Genomic DNA, 17,549 nt, shown 5'->3' with positions numbered 1-17,549 from the left:
GAATGGCACTTAGATTTTGCTAGCTCGTTTGAGCATATGGAGTTTGATCTCCCTTCGCGGCCGCTTCAATTCCTCATACCCTCTCGGCCCCTTCCTGGTCATGCGGGGCTCGAACCGGTCGGGCCGGTCGGCCACGCGATGCACGGCGATGGCCCCGAGCAGTTGCTCGTAGAGTTCCTCTTGGTCGTCCGCACCGCTGTGCGCCCGGTAGGCGATCAGCGGCCGGAACGCTTCGAGAACCTGGAGCGTCGCTTTGAAGCTGATCGAGCGAGGTTCCACATTTTCGATGGTCGCCGCCTGTGCCATCACCGTGCGGATCAGGTTGTACGCCAGGACGTGGGCCCAGATCTCCTTGCGCACCAGCTCCGGCGTCTTGCACCGCAAAACATCCATCTGCAAGGTGATTTTGATCGAACGCAAATCCAACTCGTTGTTCCACCTGGCCCGGTAGAGCGAAGCCAGCTCCTCCGCACTCGCCAGCCCGGGGTCCAGGATGGTCGTCACGACGACGACCGACCGCGTCCGGAACCCGGGCTGCACTACGCGGAAGCGAACCTCGCGGACGGTGATCGCCTCGGGCAGCGCGTTGTACGTCGCCCGGTCCACCGAGCGGATCGACGACGGCTTCTTCCACACGACCACGTGATCGTCCTTGCCCAGGCGGGTCCCCTTGCGGAAGTCGGCCCGGCGGTGCGCCGACAGGCGGCTGACGGTGTCGACCCCGCGTTGCTTGAGCAGGTACATTCCGACCCAGCCCGACATCAGGCGGTCGCCCAGCAGCACGTCGCCGGGGCGGAGCACGTCCCACAGCTGGCGCAGCAGGCTGACCTCGCCCTGGCCCTTGCCGGCGTAGCGGCAGACGCCCAGGTCGAGGATCGCGCCGCAGGACAGCGAGATGATCGCCCCGATCCGGGCGGGGGCGAAGCTCGTCCCGGGCACTTGGTTGTAGGCCAGAGGGTATTCCCGGCGGTTCTCCGGGGTGTCGGGCATGGAGACCGTCGAGCCGTCGAACAGGCAGACGCGGCGGCCCTTCCAAAGCCACTGCGGGTCGACTCGCGCGTCCAGGTTCCGCCCCACGAGGCGGGCCACGGCGGCGAAGAACCGCTCGGGCAGGCGCTTCCGCGCCTGGCAATACGCCCCCGTCTCGGAGCTGCACGGCTCGAGCCCCTGTGAGACCCGGTGGGCGATCAGCCGCGCGACGGCGGCGCGGCAGGACTGGTCGGCGTTGAGCACCTGTCCGATGAACACCCAGAGGGTTACCAACGGGGCGTAGATGCGGTCATTCCAGGTCGCCTCGATCTCACGGAGGGCCTCCTCGAGGCCGCTGGCGGATAGGACGTCGGCGAAGGGGAGTCCGCCTTCCTGGACGAACTGTTGGCGGAGGAGGTCGATCTGATGCCGAAGACGTCCCTGCGCGTAGTTGAACATCAATCTGGCTCCGAGCCGGTGAGGGTTGTACGCCCTCATCAGAGCCAGAATGCCCGTGGCTTCCTATCCTGCGGCGGGGGAACCGTTTGTGAAAATCTAAGTGCCATTCGTCCGCCAGACCTCAGCAAATCCGGCACGAAGTACACTCCCTTGGTCGACTGCCACGGGGTGCCACTGGCGATTCGCAGGGCCGGGGCGGACGCCAGCGACCACCGCCAGGTCCTGCCCGTGGTGCTCGACTTCCCCCGGGTAAAGGGGACGCTGGGCCGGCCGAAGGAATTGCCCGACGAGCTGTACGCCGATCGCGGGTATGACAGCGAGGGGACGTGGGCGTTGCTACGCTGGCTTGGGCCGATCCGCACATCGCCAAGGGGGGACGCCGCACGGCATCGGGCTGGGGAAGGTCCGGTGGGTCGTGGAGCGGACGATCAGCTGGTTGAAGGGGCTGCGCCGGCTGCGGGTGCGTTACGCCCCCCCGGGGACGATCATCGACGCCTGGACGACACTCGCTGTCGGCGTCATCTGCTTCCGCATGGGGGCGGGCACCCGCCCGGCCTCGTGAGCCTTTTCCCGATCCTTGACATGATGGTACTGGCCTTCGAAGATGAGGCGACTGGCCGCTGCGGTGCTTCTCCTTCCGGAGGGATCACAGGAGATTTGTTGAGAGGTATCGGGATAGCGCAGCTTCCGGCGATTCCTGACAGACGGCCCGGTGACCCGGCGTCCCGCGATCCAAGGAGTACCCCGACATGTGTCGGTCGAACGCGGTCGCGGCCGGAGATCCGGCCAGCTGCGGAATCACACCCCGGCTCCACGGACGTATTCGCGAGCGGGACCGGCCTCCCTCCCGGCGGAGACTCGCGACCGCTTCCGCAGTCTTCATATGTGTCATTGCGGCCGTCGTCCCGCCGGTTCGCGACGGGGGCCAAGTCGTGCGGATCACCGTCGACCAGAGCCAGCTCACGCAGAGCCGCACCCGGCTGGAGGGGACGGCCGCGAAGGGAGACCTGCTCGAAGTCCGGCTGGAATTGAAGGCCACGGGATACACCTGGAAGCTCAAGAATCACGACCCGAATCGGCTGAAGCCCGATGGGGAAGTCACGACGGAGAGTCAGGACAAGAAGCCCGGCGGACGGGAGTACAAGGTGTTCCGTTTTCAGGTGCTCGACGAAGGAGACCTCGATTTCCAGCTCGCGCGACCCTTCGGCAATCCGGACCCGAAGGACCTGCGCCTGCACATCGAACTGGCAATCGTGCGGATCACCGTCGACCAGAGCCAGCTCACGCAGAGCCGCACCCGGCTGGAGGGGACGGCCGCGAAGGGAGACCTGCTCGAAGTCCGGCTGGAATTGAAGGCCACGGGATACACCTGGAAGCTCAAGAATCACGACCCGAATCGGCTGAAGCCCGATGGGGAAGTCACGACGGAGAGTCAGGACAAGAAGCCCGGCGGACGGGAGTACAAGGTGTTCCGTTTTCAGGTGCTCGACGAAGGAGACCTCGATTTCCAGCTCGCGCGACCCTTCGGCAATCCGGACCCGAAGGACCTGCGCCTGCACATCGAACTGGCGAGGTAGTACGTCCTGCGCCGCCGATCTCATGTTGGGTCGCGCCGGGGCGACCGCCCAGCTTTCCGCATCGAGTCGTTCCGCCGGACGCGTACGGGCGGGCTCCCAATTCTCCCAGGACAAGAGACGGTCATGAGGAAAACACTCCGAACGCTCGTAACCCCGGGGATCGCGTTCGCCGCCCTGGCGGGGATCGCCGTCATCGGGACGATCACCCCGGGCGGCGAGGCCGGGCCGAATACGCAGGGGGCCCAGGAGGACGCGGCCGCGCAGGCGCTCGACGAGTTCGACCGGCTCCGGGACGAACTCCAGCGGTCGAACGCGCGGTTCGAAGTCCGGTTCAATAAAGTCTTCCAGTCTGTGATCACGCTCAAGAATAACTTCAAGCTCACGAGCCACGCCCTCTATGCCGACCCCGCGAAGCCGACCGAGGAGGAACGGTTCCGACTGGAAAGGAAGGCGTTCGAATTCGCGGTCCGTCAGGTCACCGGCCTGCGGATTCCGAAGGATTTCCTCCAGCAGGGCAAGATCGAGCCGAAAATCGCCCCCGAGGAACTCGGGACCAAGCCCGACCCCAAGGCCAGGTCCTTCGACTGGCGGACCGCGAACGCAGTGACTCCCGTGCGCCCGTACCTTCAGAACACGGGCCAGGGGAGCTGTGGCTCGTGCTGGTGCTTCGCGGCTACCGCCGCCTTCGAGAGCAGCCGCATCCTGCGGACCCGCGAGAGCAACGACAAGGTCGATGCGTCCGAGCAGCACATCCTGGATTGCGGCAAGACTGGCGGGTGCGACGGGGACTGGTACTGGACGGCGTGGCAGTTCATGAAGGCCGGCGGCACCGCGACCGAGGACACCGTGCCCTACAAGGGCGTCGTCGGCGCGTGCGGCGGCTCGGTGCCGACGCCCTACAAGGTCGAGGCGTTCGGGCTGGTCGATAGCGGCAAGCCCATCCCGGACCGCGAGGCGATCAAGGAGGCCTTGTGCCAGTACGGCCCGCTCTCCGTCGCGGTGTATGTCGACGAGGCTTTCCTGGCCTACGCCGGGGCCGGGGTGTTCAAGACCAAGGTCGTGAGCGACCGGACGGACGTGAACGCCAACGTGAACCACGCCGTGACGATCGTCGGCTGGGACGACGCCAGGCGTGCCTGGCTGATCAAGAACTCCTGGGGCTCCGACTGGGGCTCCGGCGGCTACATGTGGATCGATTTCGACTGCAACAACGTCGGGTACGCCGCCGCCTGGGTCAGGGCGCAGGCCCAGCAGTAACCGGTCCGGGCGGCAGGCCGGGGTCGGGGTGGCCACGTCCGGGGCGCGATGAATGGGCAACATCTCTTGAGGCCGAAAATGTCCAGGCAACCGGCGCTCGCCCTAATTCTGGGGGCCCTCTCGATCCTTGGCGCGGCCGGACCGGCGCACGCCCAGAACGAATTCATCTACTTCGTCACGGTCAAGCAGAAGGACCCGAGCAAGGAGGAGCCTCGCATCGTCGCCACGCAGACGGGATTCCGGCTGCGCCATATCCGCGGCATCGTCACGGCGCTCCACGGCGTCCTGGTCTCCGACGCGACGATCGAGGCCGTCTCGGAAAAGGGGGCGAAGCTCACCAAACCGCTGACGATTGTCCAGGTTGACGTGGCCAGCGACGTCGCGGTGCTCTCGTCTCCCGAGTTCTCGGGGCTGGACGCCCAGGGGTTCGAGCAGGCGACAGACGTCGACTGGGAGGCACTCCGGGGGGAAAAGCTCACCTTCATCGGCCATCCCAAAGGGGTCCCACGGCCGACGCCGGACGACGTCAACGTCGAAAAGGGGCCTGAAGGGCCTCTGTTCCCGCTGACTAGGCTGATCAATGAGGACCTCCGGGACGGCTTCAAGGTGCGGAAGACACCGGGGCTGAACGTCCTGATGCTGCCCATCCATGGCAATGTCTTTCCCGGCCACTCAGGAGCCCCCGTCCTCGACAGCCTCAACCGGGTGGTCGCGGTCGTCGACGGCGGAATGGACGAAAAGAACATCGGCTGGGCGGTGCCCTGGCGAGCCGTCATGCTGCGAGAGCCCGCGAAGGACCCGCTGTTCCAGGTGTATCAGGACCTGCTCGCCGTCCCGGCTGCCCCTCCCGCGGGCGGCTCGGAGAAGCAGGCCCGCGATGGCGCGGCGACGCGCCGGGAGATCGAGCGCAACAGGCGACAGTATGAACGCGACCGCGGCGAGGAGGAGGTCGAGTACTTTGCCAGCGTCGTCAAGCGGTACGGCGTCCCCGTCGGCATCGGGCCCCTGAGCCCGAGGCAGGCTCAGGCCCGGGCGGCTTCCTATAAGTTCATCTCCAGGAACGGCCTGGTCGAGGACGTCGAGATCGTCAGCGGTCACGGCAAGTTGACGATCAACCACGGCGTGAATGCCATCCTCCAGCCGCCGACCGACGGGGTCACCAATAAGCTCGAATGCAAATACCACTACATGTATGACCAGCGAAGATTTCTGGTCGAGGAGTCCGCCCGAGACCGGATGGGGGAGGTCGTCTGGTCGCTGCGCTACACAAACATCCCGCCGACGACCGGCCTGTACACGGACTCGGCCGGGTTCCCCCGCGCGCGGCTGGGGTCGGGGGCGGCGGCCGTCGTCTTTTCGTTGACGGACGAGGGGTTCGCGAACGAGGTCCGGTTCGTGGACCGAGACGGGGCGCCGCAGACGGACTCGAACGGGGTGTTCGGGCTCTCCTACGTCCTGGACGCCTCCGGGCAGGTCACGGAGGCGACCTTCCTCGACGAGACCGGGAATCCGGTGTGCTGCCGCGACGGGTACGTCAAGAGGAGGTTCACCTACGACGCGCTCGGCCAGAACACCTCGGTCTCGTTACTGGACGAGGCGGATCGACCCGCTACGCACAAGGCGGGGTATGCGCGGTTCACATGGACTCGCGATAAGTGGGGCAACCTGGTCGAAGAAGCGTTCTTCGACGCGGAGGGCCGGCGGGCCCTCAACGCAGACGGATACGCCGTCAGGCGGCTGACACTCGACGACTGGGGCGAGGTCCGAACCGAGGATTACCTCGGCGTCGACGAGAAGCCCATCGTCCAGAAGCACGGCTACGCCCGCGTGGAGCTGGTCCACGACGACCGGGGCTACGAGACCAGCGGGACGTGCTTCGACGCCGAAGGGAAGCCGGCCCTCGATCAGTTCGGATTCACCAAGCTGGCCCACACGTATGACGAACGCGGCAACATGAAAAAAGAGGAGTATTTCGACGTACACGGGAATCGGGCGGTCCAGAAGTCGGGCATGGCGAGCCTGACCTGCGGCTACGACGGCCGGGGTAATCAGGCCTGGATGGCGTTCTCCGGCCCCGACGACCGCCCGACGCCGAACAAGGACGGTTACGCCAAGGTGACGTACACGTACAGCCAGGACAACAAGGTCGTCGCCGAGACCTATCTCGACGTGAAGGACCGGCCGACGCAACACCGCAACGGCTACGCGAGCGTGGCGCGAACCTACGACAACCGCGGCAACCGCGTGTCGGAATCGTACCTAGACGAGCGCGGACGCGCGACGGCGAGCAAGGACGGCTACGCGAGGATCGAGTGCAAGTTCGACGCGAGGGGGAACCGGGTCGAGGAGGCGTACTTCGGCGCCGATGGCCGGCCGGCTCGCCACAACAACGGGTACGCCACGCTCCGCGCTCGCCACAACGCGAGGGGTGACGTGATCAATGAAACGTATTTTGATACGGACGGAAGAGCGATGGCCCGCAAGGAGGGAGTCCACGAGATGCGGTCCACGTTCGACGAGCGGGGCAATCGGACGGGCGAATCCTACTTCGACGCCGGCGGCTCGCCGACGATCGTTGCCGAGGGCTTCCACGAGATCCGGTGGGAATTCGACAACCGGGGCAACGCGCTCGTCGAGGCATACTTCGACGCGTCCGGGCGTCCGACCCTGGGGAAGCGGGGCTACGCCAGATGCACGCGGTCGTTCAACAACCGCGGCAACATCCTCGCGACGGATTACCTGGGGGTGGGCGGCGAACCGGTGCTGCACTCCGACGGGTACGCCGGCATCCGGTCGACTAACGACTCACGCGGGAACGTGATCAAGGAACTCTATCTGGACACGAAAGGCCGACCGACCCTGCTGAACGACGGGTACGCGAGCGAAACATGGGTTTACGACAACCAATCCAACCCGATCCAAGATGCCTTCTGGGACACGGAGGGCCTCCCGACCATCACCAGCGGTATCAAGTCGAGCTACGCCCCGGTCCACCGGATCCAGAAGGAATTCGATTCGAGAGGGAATACCACGAAGGTTCGGAACTTTGACAAGGAAGAAAAGCTCACCCCGTCGGCCGACGGGATTGCAGCGATCGCCGCGGCGTACGACGCGCGGTGCAACGCGGTCGAGCTGACCTATCTCGGGGCAGATGAAAGGCCGGTCATCAATCTTACCGAAGGAGTGGCCGTAGTCGTCGAGACCTTCGACGAGCGCGGAAACACGACCTCCCAGTCGTACCTGGATGTCCTGCGGAGGCCGATGCCCTGCCCCGGCGGGTATATCAAGCTCTCCAAGGCGTACGACGACCACGGGAACGTCACCGAGGAAGCGTACTGGGGCCCGAACGGGCTGGTTAGCCACAACGGGATTGAGGTCGCAAGGTCGGAGTCGACCTACGACGCCCACGGCCGGGTCCTACAGATACGCTATTTCGACCCGGCGGGGCAGCCCGCCAGGCACCGGCTCCACGGCAACGCGATGGTCAAGTATGAGTACGATACCTGGGGGAACATCACCCGGGAGGATTCCTACGGGGTAGACGGCGAGCGCTCACCGAATGCCGGCGGCGTAGCGAGCAACACCCGCGCGTATGACCGCCGCGGGAATCAGGTTGAGGAGGCGTACTTCGACCCCGAAGGCAAGCGGGTGGTGCATTCCTTCTGGGGTTATTCGAGGGCCGTCTACGCCTATGACGATCGGGGGACCCGCGTGAAAGCGACGTGCCTCGACGCAATGGACCGCGAGCTTCCGACCCGGATCGTGGTCATCAGTGTTCCCGACGAACGAGACGAGGCCTTCGGCCTGAGGTTCCAGGACGCCTTGCTCTCCTACAAGAACGAGAATTTGGACATCGTCTCGAAGCTCGTCTCGCGCCTCCGTTCGGAAGAGAACTGGGATCAAGGGGCGGAGGTCTCCATTCTCCGGAACGGCCAAGTCGAAAACCGTACTGCTACGCCCCGGATGCTGTTGCGGGCCGCCTTAAAAGACGAAGTTGTGCGCTAAAGCCGAAAAATCCTATCGGCCTCTGCAAACGCTACGGGGGATATCTTACGAGCTGCGGGATGCGCCGATAAGGTCCCGGAGAGCATGTGGTAATGGACCGTTCCACTGATGACCGTGACCGGCCGCTACGGCCCCGGCACGACGCGCCGCATGCTCCGCTGCGGCACCTGCAAGGCCCCGTTCACCGAGCGCAGGGGACGCGCCTGTTCGACGCCCGGCTCCCTTCCGCGAAGGTCAAATCGGTCCTGGAGCACGTCGCCGAAGGCTGCCGCGTCCGCCAGACCGGCCGACTCTGCTGGGTCGACCCAACACTGTCGCCCCCTACGGCCGCCTCGCCAGCGCACACGCTGGGGCCGCCTGCGACGACCTCGTGGCGGTTTCCCCCCTGACGACCGAGGTCCGGATTCATGAGAAGTGGGCCTTCTTCTTGGCGACGAAGGCCCACTGCGACCGCACCAATCCGTTCGACGACCACAGGGGAGATTACTCGGACTACGCAGCCCTCGACACAGAGCACAAGCTGGTCGTCGCCGTCGTGCCGGGGCGCAGGCCATCGAGAATACCGAGGCACTCCTCGCCGACTTCCGCCGCGGGACCGGGGGCCGGGTCATGAATCTGATGAGCAGAGACGGCTACCCGGCCTGCGAGACGGCGATCCCCCACGCCTACGGTGCGACGGTCACGCCGCCCCGGACGGGTCGGCCCGGGTGCCCCAAGGCTCCGTACCAGGCCGTGCCGCCGAGCCTGACCTACGCGACTGTGACGAATCGGCGCGAGAAGGGTCGTGTGATCGAGATCGGCACGCGGGCCGACTTCGTGATCGTCGCGGCGGTACTCCTGGCCCTGGGGATGTCGAAGGTCTGCCGCGCGATCAACACGGCGCTTGTGGAGCGCGAGAACGGGACGAATCGCCACCGCAACGCCCGCAAGAGCCGAAGGTCCTATCGATCCTCGAAGACTGGCTGTATCACGAGGCGCTCACGTTCCTGAGCCTCTATACCTACGGTTTCTGCTGGCGAGTGCGGACCCTGACGTCCAAGGATGACGAAGGCTGCTGGATGAGACGCAGCCCGGCGATGGCGGCGGGTTGACAGACCATGTTTGGCCCATGTCCGAGTGATTATTACGACCGGCCGTGCAGCACTGTTGAGCCACGGGGGTCGATCGCCGCGAGGCTGCAATGCGCGCTTCGGTCCGCCAAGTCGAAGCGGATAAATCAGGAGTGGCTTCGGCCGACTACACCTGCGCCATAACGGCCCGCCGCAGTACCGGCGGCCGAGCGTGAGCCCGGCGAGGCGGCGTCCCGACGAATGCAGCGTTACGTCGACATCCTCCCCGCGAGACGCGGCCCTGCACCGGCGGCCCTGCCCATGGCGCCCTGGCGTCCCGCTCACGGGAACGGCTCCGCCGCGCGTTCCATGACCTGCTCGGAGTAACGGCCGCGGGGGGCGAGGCGCGAGGGGGCGAGCCCCGCGACCCGTCGCGGGCCGCCTCCGGCCTCCGCTCGCCCGGCCGCGACGCAGCCTTACGGACGGACTCGACGTCGTCGCGCCGACCCATCGGCAGCTAGGAGTGATGGAACGGGCCGCGGGATGCTATAGTCGCAGCTCGTGGTTGGGTCCCGGATACGCCCCCGACGCGGAGTCGCCATGCAGCCCGAGGCCCTGGAAGCGCTCAGCGACGACATCCACCTGCTCGGCGACCTGCTCGGCGAAACGATCCGCCGGCTCGCCGGGCCGGAGGCCTTGGACCTGGTCGAGGACGTCCGCGGCACGGCCAAGGGGCTCCGGGCCGACCCGTCGGTCGAGGAGGCGCGGCGGCTCCGCGACCGCCTCGGCCGGCTCGATCTGCCCGAGCTGCGGACGCTGATCCGGGCCTTCAGCATCTATTTCGACCTCATCAACCTCGCCGAGCAGCAGGCCCGCGTCCGGGCTCTCAGGGCCCGCCGGCGAGGGGCGGACGACGCGCCCCACGCCGAGAGCCCCGGCGAGGCCCTTCGGGCGCTCCGCGACCGGGGCGTGACGGCGGACGAGATCGCCGATCACCTGGCGCGGGCGCTGATCTGCCCGGTCTTCACCGCCCACCCGAGCGAGGCTCGACGGCGGACGATCCTCGGCAAGCTCGCCGCCATCGCCCGCGAGCTCGATCGGATGGAGCGCGGCGACCCCGTCCCCGCCGAGCGGGCGAGGGCCGCCGAGGCGATCGCCGAGGAGGTCGAGGCGCTCTGGCTCTCCGACGCGATCCGGGGGACCCGGCCGACGGTCCTCGACGAGGTCCGCCACTGCCTCAACATCGTCGAGGAGAACCTGCTCGACGTCGTCCCTCGGGTCTACCGGACGGTCGAGGCGAGCCTCCGCGACGCCTATCCCGACCGCGAGTGGCGGGCCCCGCCTTTCCTCCATTTCGGCTCGTGGATCGGCGGCGACCGCGACGGACACCCCGGCGTCTCCCCCCGCGCCACCGCCGAGGCGATCCGGCTCCAGGCCGAGACCCTGCTCGGCCACTACATCGAGCGGATGGACGCCCTCTGGTGGCGGCTCAGCCACTCGGACCGATCGTTCAAGCCGGGGGAGGATCTGCTCGAGTCGATCGCGAAGGACGCCGCGCTCTTCCCCGAGTCGCCTCGCCCGCCGGTGCACGAGCCCTACCGGGCGAAGTGTAGGCTGATCGGGGCCAAGCTCCGCAGGACGCTCGAATCCCTCCGGTCGACCCCGGCCTGGGCCGACGCGGCCAGGACGCCGACGCCGGGGGTCTACTTCGGGCGGGACGAGCTGCTCGCCGACCTACGCCTCATCGCCGACGATCTGGGTCGCGTCGGAGCCCGGGCCGCCGCGAACGGGTCGATCCGCGACGTGATCCGGCTCGTCGAGGTCTTCGGCGTCCACCTGCTCACGCTCGACCTCCGCCAGCACAGCGCCCGGCACGCCTCGGCGCTCGACGAGATCCTCCGCGACGCCGGCGTCTGCGAGGGCTACGCCTCGCTTTCGCCCGACGCCCGGCTCGACGTCCTCGCCCGGGAGCTCGAGGGGACGCGCCCCATGATCCCGACCCGCCTGGCCTACTCAGACGCGACGAACGAGGTCGTCGAGACGTTCCGGATGGTCGCCGCCCTGCTCGAGGAGCGGACCCCCGAGGCGATCGACAAGTACATCATCAGCTCGACGACCGAGCCGGCCCACCTGCTCGAAGTCCTCCTGCTCGCCCGCGAGGCGAGGCTCTTCCGGCCCGCCGAGGGGATCAGCCGGCTCGACGTCGTCCCGCTCTTCGAGGCGCTCGAGCCGCTCCAGAACGCCTCGCCGATCATGGAGAAGCTCCTCGGCCTGCCGATCTACCGCCGCCACCTCGAGCTTCGCGGGAACCTCCAGGAGGTGATGATCGGGTACTCCGACAGCAACAAGGAGAGCGGGTCCCTCCAGTCGGCCTGGGCCCTCTACCGAGCCCAGGTCGATCTGGTGGAGACGGGCCGAAATGCGGGCGTGACCATGCAGATGTTCCACGGCCGGGGCGGCGCGATCGGCCGGGGCGGCGGTCCGGCGAACCACGCCATCCTCGCCCAGCCGCGCGGGACGGTCGACGGCCGGCTCCGGATCACCGAGCAGGGCGAGGTGATCGCCGACCGCTACGGCCATCCCGGGATCGCCGAGCGGCACCTCGAGCAGCTGATCCACGCCGTCCTCCATTCGAGCTTCCCTCACGAGGGGGAGCAGCCCGAGCCGGCCTGGGTCCGGGTCCTCGACCGCCTCGCGCCCGCCGCGTGCCGGATCTACCGCGGGCTCGTCTACGAGACGCCCGAGTTCCTGACGTATTTCCAGCAGGCCACGCCGATCGGCGAGATGGCCGAATTCAAGATCGGCTCGCGGCCGGCGCGGCGGGGCAAGTCGACGGCGCTCGAGAATCTCAGGGCGATCCCCTGGGTCTTCAGCTGGATGCAATGCCGACACACCCTCCCCGGCTGGTACGGGCTCGGCGGCGCGGTCGAGGAATTCCTCGCCGAGCGGCCAGAGACACTGGCGACGTTGCAGGAGATGTACCGCCGCTGGCCGTTCTGGCGGACGCTGATCGACAACGCGCAGATGATCCTGGCCAAGGCCGACATGACCATCGCCCGGCTCTACGCGGACCTCGTCGACGATCCCGCCCTCGCCGACGCGATCTTCGCCCGGATCTCCGAGGAATACCGCCGCGCCGTCGAGGTCGTCGGCCGGATCACCGGCCAATCGACGCTCTTGGAGAAGATGCCGATCCTCGAACGCTCGATCCAGCAACGCAACCCCTACGTCGACCCGCTCAGCTTCATCCAACTCGTCCTGCTCCGACGCCTCCGCGCCGAGGAAAGCCCGCACGAGGACCTGCTCGCCGGAGTCCTCGAGAGCGTCAACGGGATTGCTTCCGGCCTGAAGAACACCGGCTGACGGCGGGGGAAGCCCGCCGAATCAGACTTGCGGAAGGCCGGTTGGAAACCCAGCCTGCAGGGGGGGCGAAGGTGATCGGCGGTTTCGCATGTCGCCGTGCCGACCGGCAGAGCAGAACCTGGTGTTTCAGGCGTCGGCCGACGCAGGACCGCCATCCCCCACGCGCGAACGCCGTCTCGTCGTCTACGGGTGGGCTGGCCCTCGCGTCGACTTGGCGCGACGGAACGATCAGGCTTCGGCGGCGCGACCCGCCGTGGAAAGGACTCGGGCGACGAGGCGTTGAGGGAGCGTGGGGCGGGTGGAAGGCTCACGGAGAACCCGCCTCCGGCGGACTGCGTATCGCACCGACTCCGAACTCACCCGTTCGGAAGCGCGTCGGTCCGCCAGGCCGTGTCCTCGTGCAACTCGCCCCAGCAGGAACCTTCTGCAGGCTCGGTTGCCCTCGCGGCGATTTTCACGATCGTTCCATACGCCATCGCCCGATTCAGAGGTCTGGAACTTACGTGATCGTGAGATTCCCCGTTCGGCGAACGGACCTCATGGATGGGGGCCGAGGAATGTCGACGACGTTCAAGTCGGCGGCCGAGAGCTATGCCCGCGCCAAGGGCTTATCCCGCGGGACGCGCAACGAGTACGCCTCGACCATCCGGAAGTGGGAGCGGTGGGGCGGCGCGGGGCCGATCGAGCAGCTGAGGCGCAAGGACGTCCGCGAGTTCCTCGACTGGGTCCACGAGCAGGCCGTCAGTGACGAGGGGACCAACCCGGGTCGTACCGCAAACAAGGCCCGCGAGCACCTCAGGGCCGTGCTCTCCTGGGCCTGGGAGCAGGAGTTGATCGAGGCGCCGCCGCGATTCCCCGGTCCCAGGGACCAGCGCGACGTCGCCGGCCGCCACTACCTGACCAAGGCCGAGATCAACGCCCTCTACTTCGCCACCCACGCAATGTCGCGGCCTCGCGGCTGGGACGCCCCGCTGCCGATCGGCCGGTACTGGCGCTCCGCCTTGGTCCTGTTCTTCAACTACGGCGTGGACACAGGGACCGTCTGGGAATCGACGCCGTCCCACGAGCCCATGCTCTGGCGGCACGTCTCGTGGGAACGGCCCTCGCCCGACCGCGAGGTCAAGGAGCGGTCGCCGTGGGGCTGGCTGTTCTACCGGCGGGTGAAGACGGGCAAGGCGTTCCATCGCCCGATGAACCGGGTGGTCCACGCTCACCTCCGGGACATCATGCCGGCCGACCCGCGACCCGACTCTCGGGTCTTCCTCGGCGGCGGGGCCCGCCCGAACTCCCGGTTCCAGTCGCTCTGTTCGCTCGCCGGCATCAAACCCAGGCTGGATATCGAGACCGGTCGGGAGGAGTCTTGGGAGCTGAAGGACCTCCGAAAGACCTGCGCGACGTACCACGACGAGAACGTGCCGGAGTCGTCGGTGGAGATCCTGGGCCACTCGATCGGCGGGATCACCTATCGCCATTACGCCCACCGGGCACCTCTGGCGTTCCGGGCCATCAAGTCGCTGCCGCAGCCGACTGCCTTCCATGCACTGGTGAAGGGCAGCGGCAGCGAGTGCCCTTGCTGCCGACGGAGATACGCCGATGCCGGCTGAAGCGGGCGACGACACGAATGGCACTTAGATTTTCACAAACGGTTCCCCCGCCGCAGGATAGGAAGCCACGGGCATTCTGGCTCTGATGAGGGCGTACAACCCTCACCGGCTCGGAGCCAGATTGATGTTCAACTACGCGCAGGGACGTCTTCGGCATCAGATCGACCTCCTCCGCCAACAGTTCGTCCAGGAAGGCGGACTCCCCTTCGCCGACGTCCTATCCGCCAGCGGCCTCGAGGAGGCCCTCCGTGAGATCGAGGCGACCTGGAATGACCGCATCTACGCCCCGTTGGTAACCCTCTGGGTGTTCATCGGACAGGTGCTCAACGCCGACCAGTCCTGCCGCGCCGCCGTCGCGCGGCTGATCGCCCACCGGGTCTCACAGGGGCTCGAGCCGTGCAGCTCCGAGACGGGGGCGTATTGCCAGGCGCGGAAGCGCCTGCCCGAGCGGTTCTTCGCCGCCGTGGCCCGCCTCGTGGGGCGGAACCTGGACGCGCGAGTCGACCCGCAGTGGCTTTGGAAGGGCCGCCGCGTCTGCCTGTTCGACGGCTCGACGGTCTCCATGCCCGACACCCCGGAGAACCGCCGGGAATACCCTCTGGCCTACAACCAAGTGCCCGGGACGAGCTTCGCCCCCGCCCGGATCGGGGCGATCATCTCGCTGTCCTGCGGCGCGATCCTCGACCTGGGCGTCTGCCGCTACGCCGGCAAGGGCCAGGGCGAGGTCAGCCTGCTGCGCCAGCTGTGGGACGTGCTCCGCCCCGGCGACGTGCTGCTGGGCGACCGCCTGATGTCGGGCTGGGTCGGAATGTACCTGCTCAAGCAACGCGGGGTCGACACCGTCAGCCGCCTGTCGGCGCACCGCCGGGCCGACTTCCGCAAGGGGACCCGCCTGGGCAAGGACGATCACGTGGTCGTGTGGAAGAAGCCGTCGTCGATCCGCTCGGTGGACCGGGCGACGTACAACGCGCTGCCCGAGGCGATCACCGTCCGCGAGGTTCGCTTCCGCGTAGTGCAGCCCGGGTTCCGGACGCGGTCGGTCGTCGTCGTGACGACCATCCTGGACCCCGGGCTGGCGAGTGCGGAGGAGCTGGCTTCGCTCTACCGGGCCAGGTGGAACAACGAGTTGGATTTGCGTTCGATCAAAATCACCTTGCAGATGGATGTTTTGCGGTGCAAGACGCCGGAGCTGGTGCGCAAGGAGATCTGGGCCCACGTCCTGGCGTACAACCTGATCCGCACGGTGATGGCACAGGCGGCGACCATCGAAAATGTGGAACCTCGCTCGATCAGCTTCAAAGCGACGCTCCAGGTTCTCGAAGCGTTCCGGCCGCTGATCGCCTACCGGGCGCACAGCGGTGCGGACGACCAAGAGGAACTCTACGAGCAACTGCTCGGGGCCATCGCCGTGCATCGCGTGGCCGACCGGCCCGACCGGTTCGAGCCCCGCATGACCAGGAAGGGGCCGAGAGGGTATGAGGAATTGAAGCGGCCGCGAAGGGAGATCAAACTCCATATGCTCAAACGAGCTAGCAAAATCTAAGTGCCATTCGGCGACGACACGAATGGCACTTAGATTTTCACAAACGGTTCCCCCGCCGCAGGATAGGAAGCCACGGGCATTCTGGCTCTGATGAGGGCGTACAACCCTCACCGGCTCGGAGCCAGATTGATGTTCAACTACGCGCAGGGACGTCTTCGGCATCAGATCGACCTCCTCCGCCAACAGTTCGTCCAGGAAGGCGGACTCCCCTTCGCCGACGTCCTATCCGCCAGCGGCCTCGAGGAGGCCCTCCGTGAGATCGAGGCGACCTGGAATGACCGCATCTACGCCCCGTTGGTAACCCTCTGGGTGTTCATCGGACAGGTGCTCAACGCCGACCAGTCCTGCCGCGCCGCCGTCGCGCGGCTGATCGCCCACCGGGTCTCACAGGGGCTCGAGCCGTGCAGCTCCGAGACGGGGGCGTATTGCCAGGCGCGGAAGCGCCTGCCCGAGCGGTTCTTCGCCGCCGTGGCCCGCCTCGTGGGGCGGAACCTGGACGCGCGAGTCGACCCGCAGTGGCTTTGGAAGGGCCGCCGCGTCTGCCTGTTCGACGGCTCGACGGTCTCCATGCCCGACACCCCGGAGAACCGCCGGGAATACCCTCTGGCCTACAACCAAGTGCCCGGGACGAGCTTCGCCCCCGCCCGGATCGGGGCGATCATCTCGCTGTCCTGCGGCGCGATCCTCGACCTGGGCGTCTGCCGCTACGCCGGCAAGGGCCAGGGCGAGGTCAGCCTGCTGCGCCAGCTGTGGGACGTGCTCCGCCCCGGCGACGTGCTGCTGGGCGACCGCCTGATGTCGGGCTGGGTCGGAATGTACCTGCTCAAGCAACGCGGGGTCGACACCGTCAGCCGCCTGTCGGCGCACCGCCGGGCCGACTTCCGCAAGGGGACCCGCCTGGGCAAGGACGATCACGTGGTCGTGTGGAAGAAGCCGTCGTCGATCCGCTCGGTGGACCGGGCGACGTACAACGCGCTGCCCGAGGCGATCACCGTCCGCGAGGTTCGCTTCCGCGTAGTGCAGCCCGGGTTCCGGACGCGGTCGGTCGTCGTCGTGACGACCATCCTGGACCCCGGGCTGGCGAGTGCGGAGGAGCTGGCTTCGCTCTACCGGGCCAGGTGGAACAACGAGTTGGATTTGCGTTCGATCAAAATCACCTTGCAGATGGATGTTTTGCGGTGCAAGACGCCGGAGCTGGTGCGCAAGGAGATCTGGGCCCACGTCCTGGCGTACAACCTGATCCGCACGGTGATGGCACAGGCGGCGACCATCGAAAATGTGGAACCTCGCTCGATCAGCTTCAAAGCGACGCTCCAGGTTCTCGAAGCGTTCCGGCCGCTGATCGCCTACCGGGCGCACAGCGGTGCGGACGACCAAGAGGAACTCTACGAGCAACTGCTCGGGGCCATCGCCGTGCATCGCGTGGCCGACCGGCCCGACCGGTTCGAGCCCCGCATGACCAGGAAGGGGCCGAGAGGGTATGAGGAATTGAAGCGGCCGCGAAGGGAGATCAAACTCCATATGCTCAAACGAGCTAGCAAAATCTAAGTGCCATTCGGCGACGACACCGAAGCGCGCTTCAAGATCTCGGCGAAAGCCACATCCAAAAACATAGTTAAATTCTTCACTAAAATTTAATTTGGAGAAATTAAATGTTCATCTGGCTTGCCCGGCACGCTCTTCGACGAGGCCCACCTCATTCCAGAGCGAGAGACAGTCTTTC

Annotated in this window: 10 protein-coding genes; 9 read left to right on the top strand and 1 reads right to left on the bottom strand. The window is 66.9% G+C overall.

Annotation, left to right across the window (positions count from 1 at the left end):
- Window positions 1-9: 9 nt before the first annotated feature.
- The gene (locus PZE19_RS16540; RefSeq protein WP_277858735.1) at window positions 10-1,428 is read right to left on the bottom strand and encodes an IS4 family transposase; all 1,419 of its coding nucleotides are present in this window, start codon (window positions 1,426-1,428) and stop codon (window positions 10-12) included.
- Between the two features lie 415 nt (window positions 1,429-1,843).
- On the opposite strand from PZE19_RS16540, the gene PZE19_RS16535 reads away from it, so the two are divergent.
- The 9 genes from PZE19_RS16535 to PZE19_RS16495 all read left to right on the top strand — a co-directional run bounded on the left by PZE19_RS16535 (window position 1,844) and on the right by PZE19_RS16495 (window position 17,374).
- Window positions 1,844-1,990 (top strand): hypothetical protein, encoded by a 147-nt coding sequence (locus PZE19_RS16535; protein ID WP_277861739.1) that lies wholly within the window; start codon window positions 1,844-1,846, stop codon window positions 1,988-1,990.
- 370 nt (window positions 1,991-2,360) lie between these two features.
- Window positions 2,361-3,005, top strand: coding sequence for a protease inhibitor I42 family protein (locus PZE19_RS16530; protein ID WP_277861738.1), 645 nt, complete (start codon window positions 2,361-2,363; stop codon window positions 3,003-3,005).
- Window positions 3,006-3,128: 123 nt separating this feature from the next.
- Complete coding sequence (locus PZE19_RS16525) at window positions 3,129-4,262, top strand: C1 family peptidase (protein ID WP_277861737.1); 1,134 nt, start codon at window positions 3,129-3,131, stop codon at window positions 4,260-4,262.
- Window positions 4,263-4,310: 48 nt separating this feature from the next.
- Entirely contained in the window at window positions 4,311-8,267 is a 3,957-nt protein-coding gene (locus PZE19_RS16520; protein WP_277861736.1) for a S1 family peptidase, read from the top strand.
- 609 nt (window positions 8,268-8,876) lie between these two features.
- Entirely contained in the window at window positions 8,877-9,257 is a 381-nt protein-coding gene (locus PZE19_RS16515; RefSeq protein ID WP_277861735.1) for a hypothetical protein, read from the top strand.
- Window positions 9,258-9,916: 659 nt separating this feature from the next.
- Window positions 9,917-12,679: a phosphoenolpyruvate carboxylase gene (ppc, locus tag PZE19_RS16510; protein WP_277861734.1), complete on the top strand. Its 2,763-nt coding sequence runs from the start codon at window positions 9,917-9,919 to the stop codon at window positions 12,677-12,679.
- A 557-nt stretch (window positions 12,680-13,236) separates the two neighbouring features.
- A complete protein-coding gene (locus PZE19_RS16505; RefSeq protein WP_277861733.1) occupies window positions 13,237-14,283 on the top strand; it encodes a tyrosine-type recombinase/integrase in 1,047 nt (348 codons plus the stop codon).
- Between the two features lie 124 nt (window positions 14,284-14,407).
- The gene (locus tag PZE19_RS16500) at window positions 14,408-15,826 is read left to right on the top strand and encodes an IS4 family transposase (protein ID WP_277858735.1); all 1,419 of its coding nucleotides are present in this window, start codon (window positions 14,408-14,410) and stop codon (window positions 15,824-15,826) included.
- 129 nt (window positions 15,827-15,955) lie between these two features.
- Window positions 15,956-17,374 (top strand): IS4 family transposase, encoded by a 1,419-nt coding sequence (locus PZE19_RS16495; protein WP_277858735.1) that lies wholly within the window; start codon window positions 15,956-15,958, stop codon window positions 17,372-17,374.
- The last annotated feature ends 175 nt before the right edge of the window (window positions 17,375-17,549 follow it).

It is taken from the genome of Paludisphaera mucosa, assembly GCF_029589435.1.
In the GTDB taxonomy this organism is placed as follows: domain Bacteria; phylum Planctomycetota; class Planctomycetia; order Isosphaerales; family Isosphaeraceae; genus Paludisphaera; species Paludisphaera mucosa.
The sequence above is the reverse complement of the archived record's forward strand: the minus strand, read 5'-3'. Positions and strand labels throughout refer to the sequence as shown.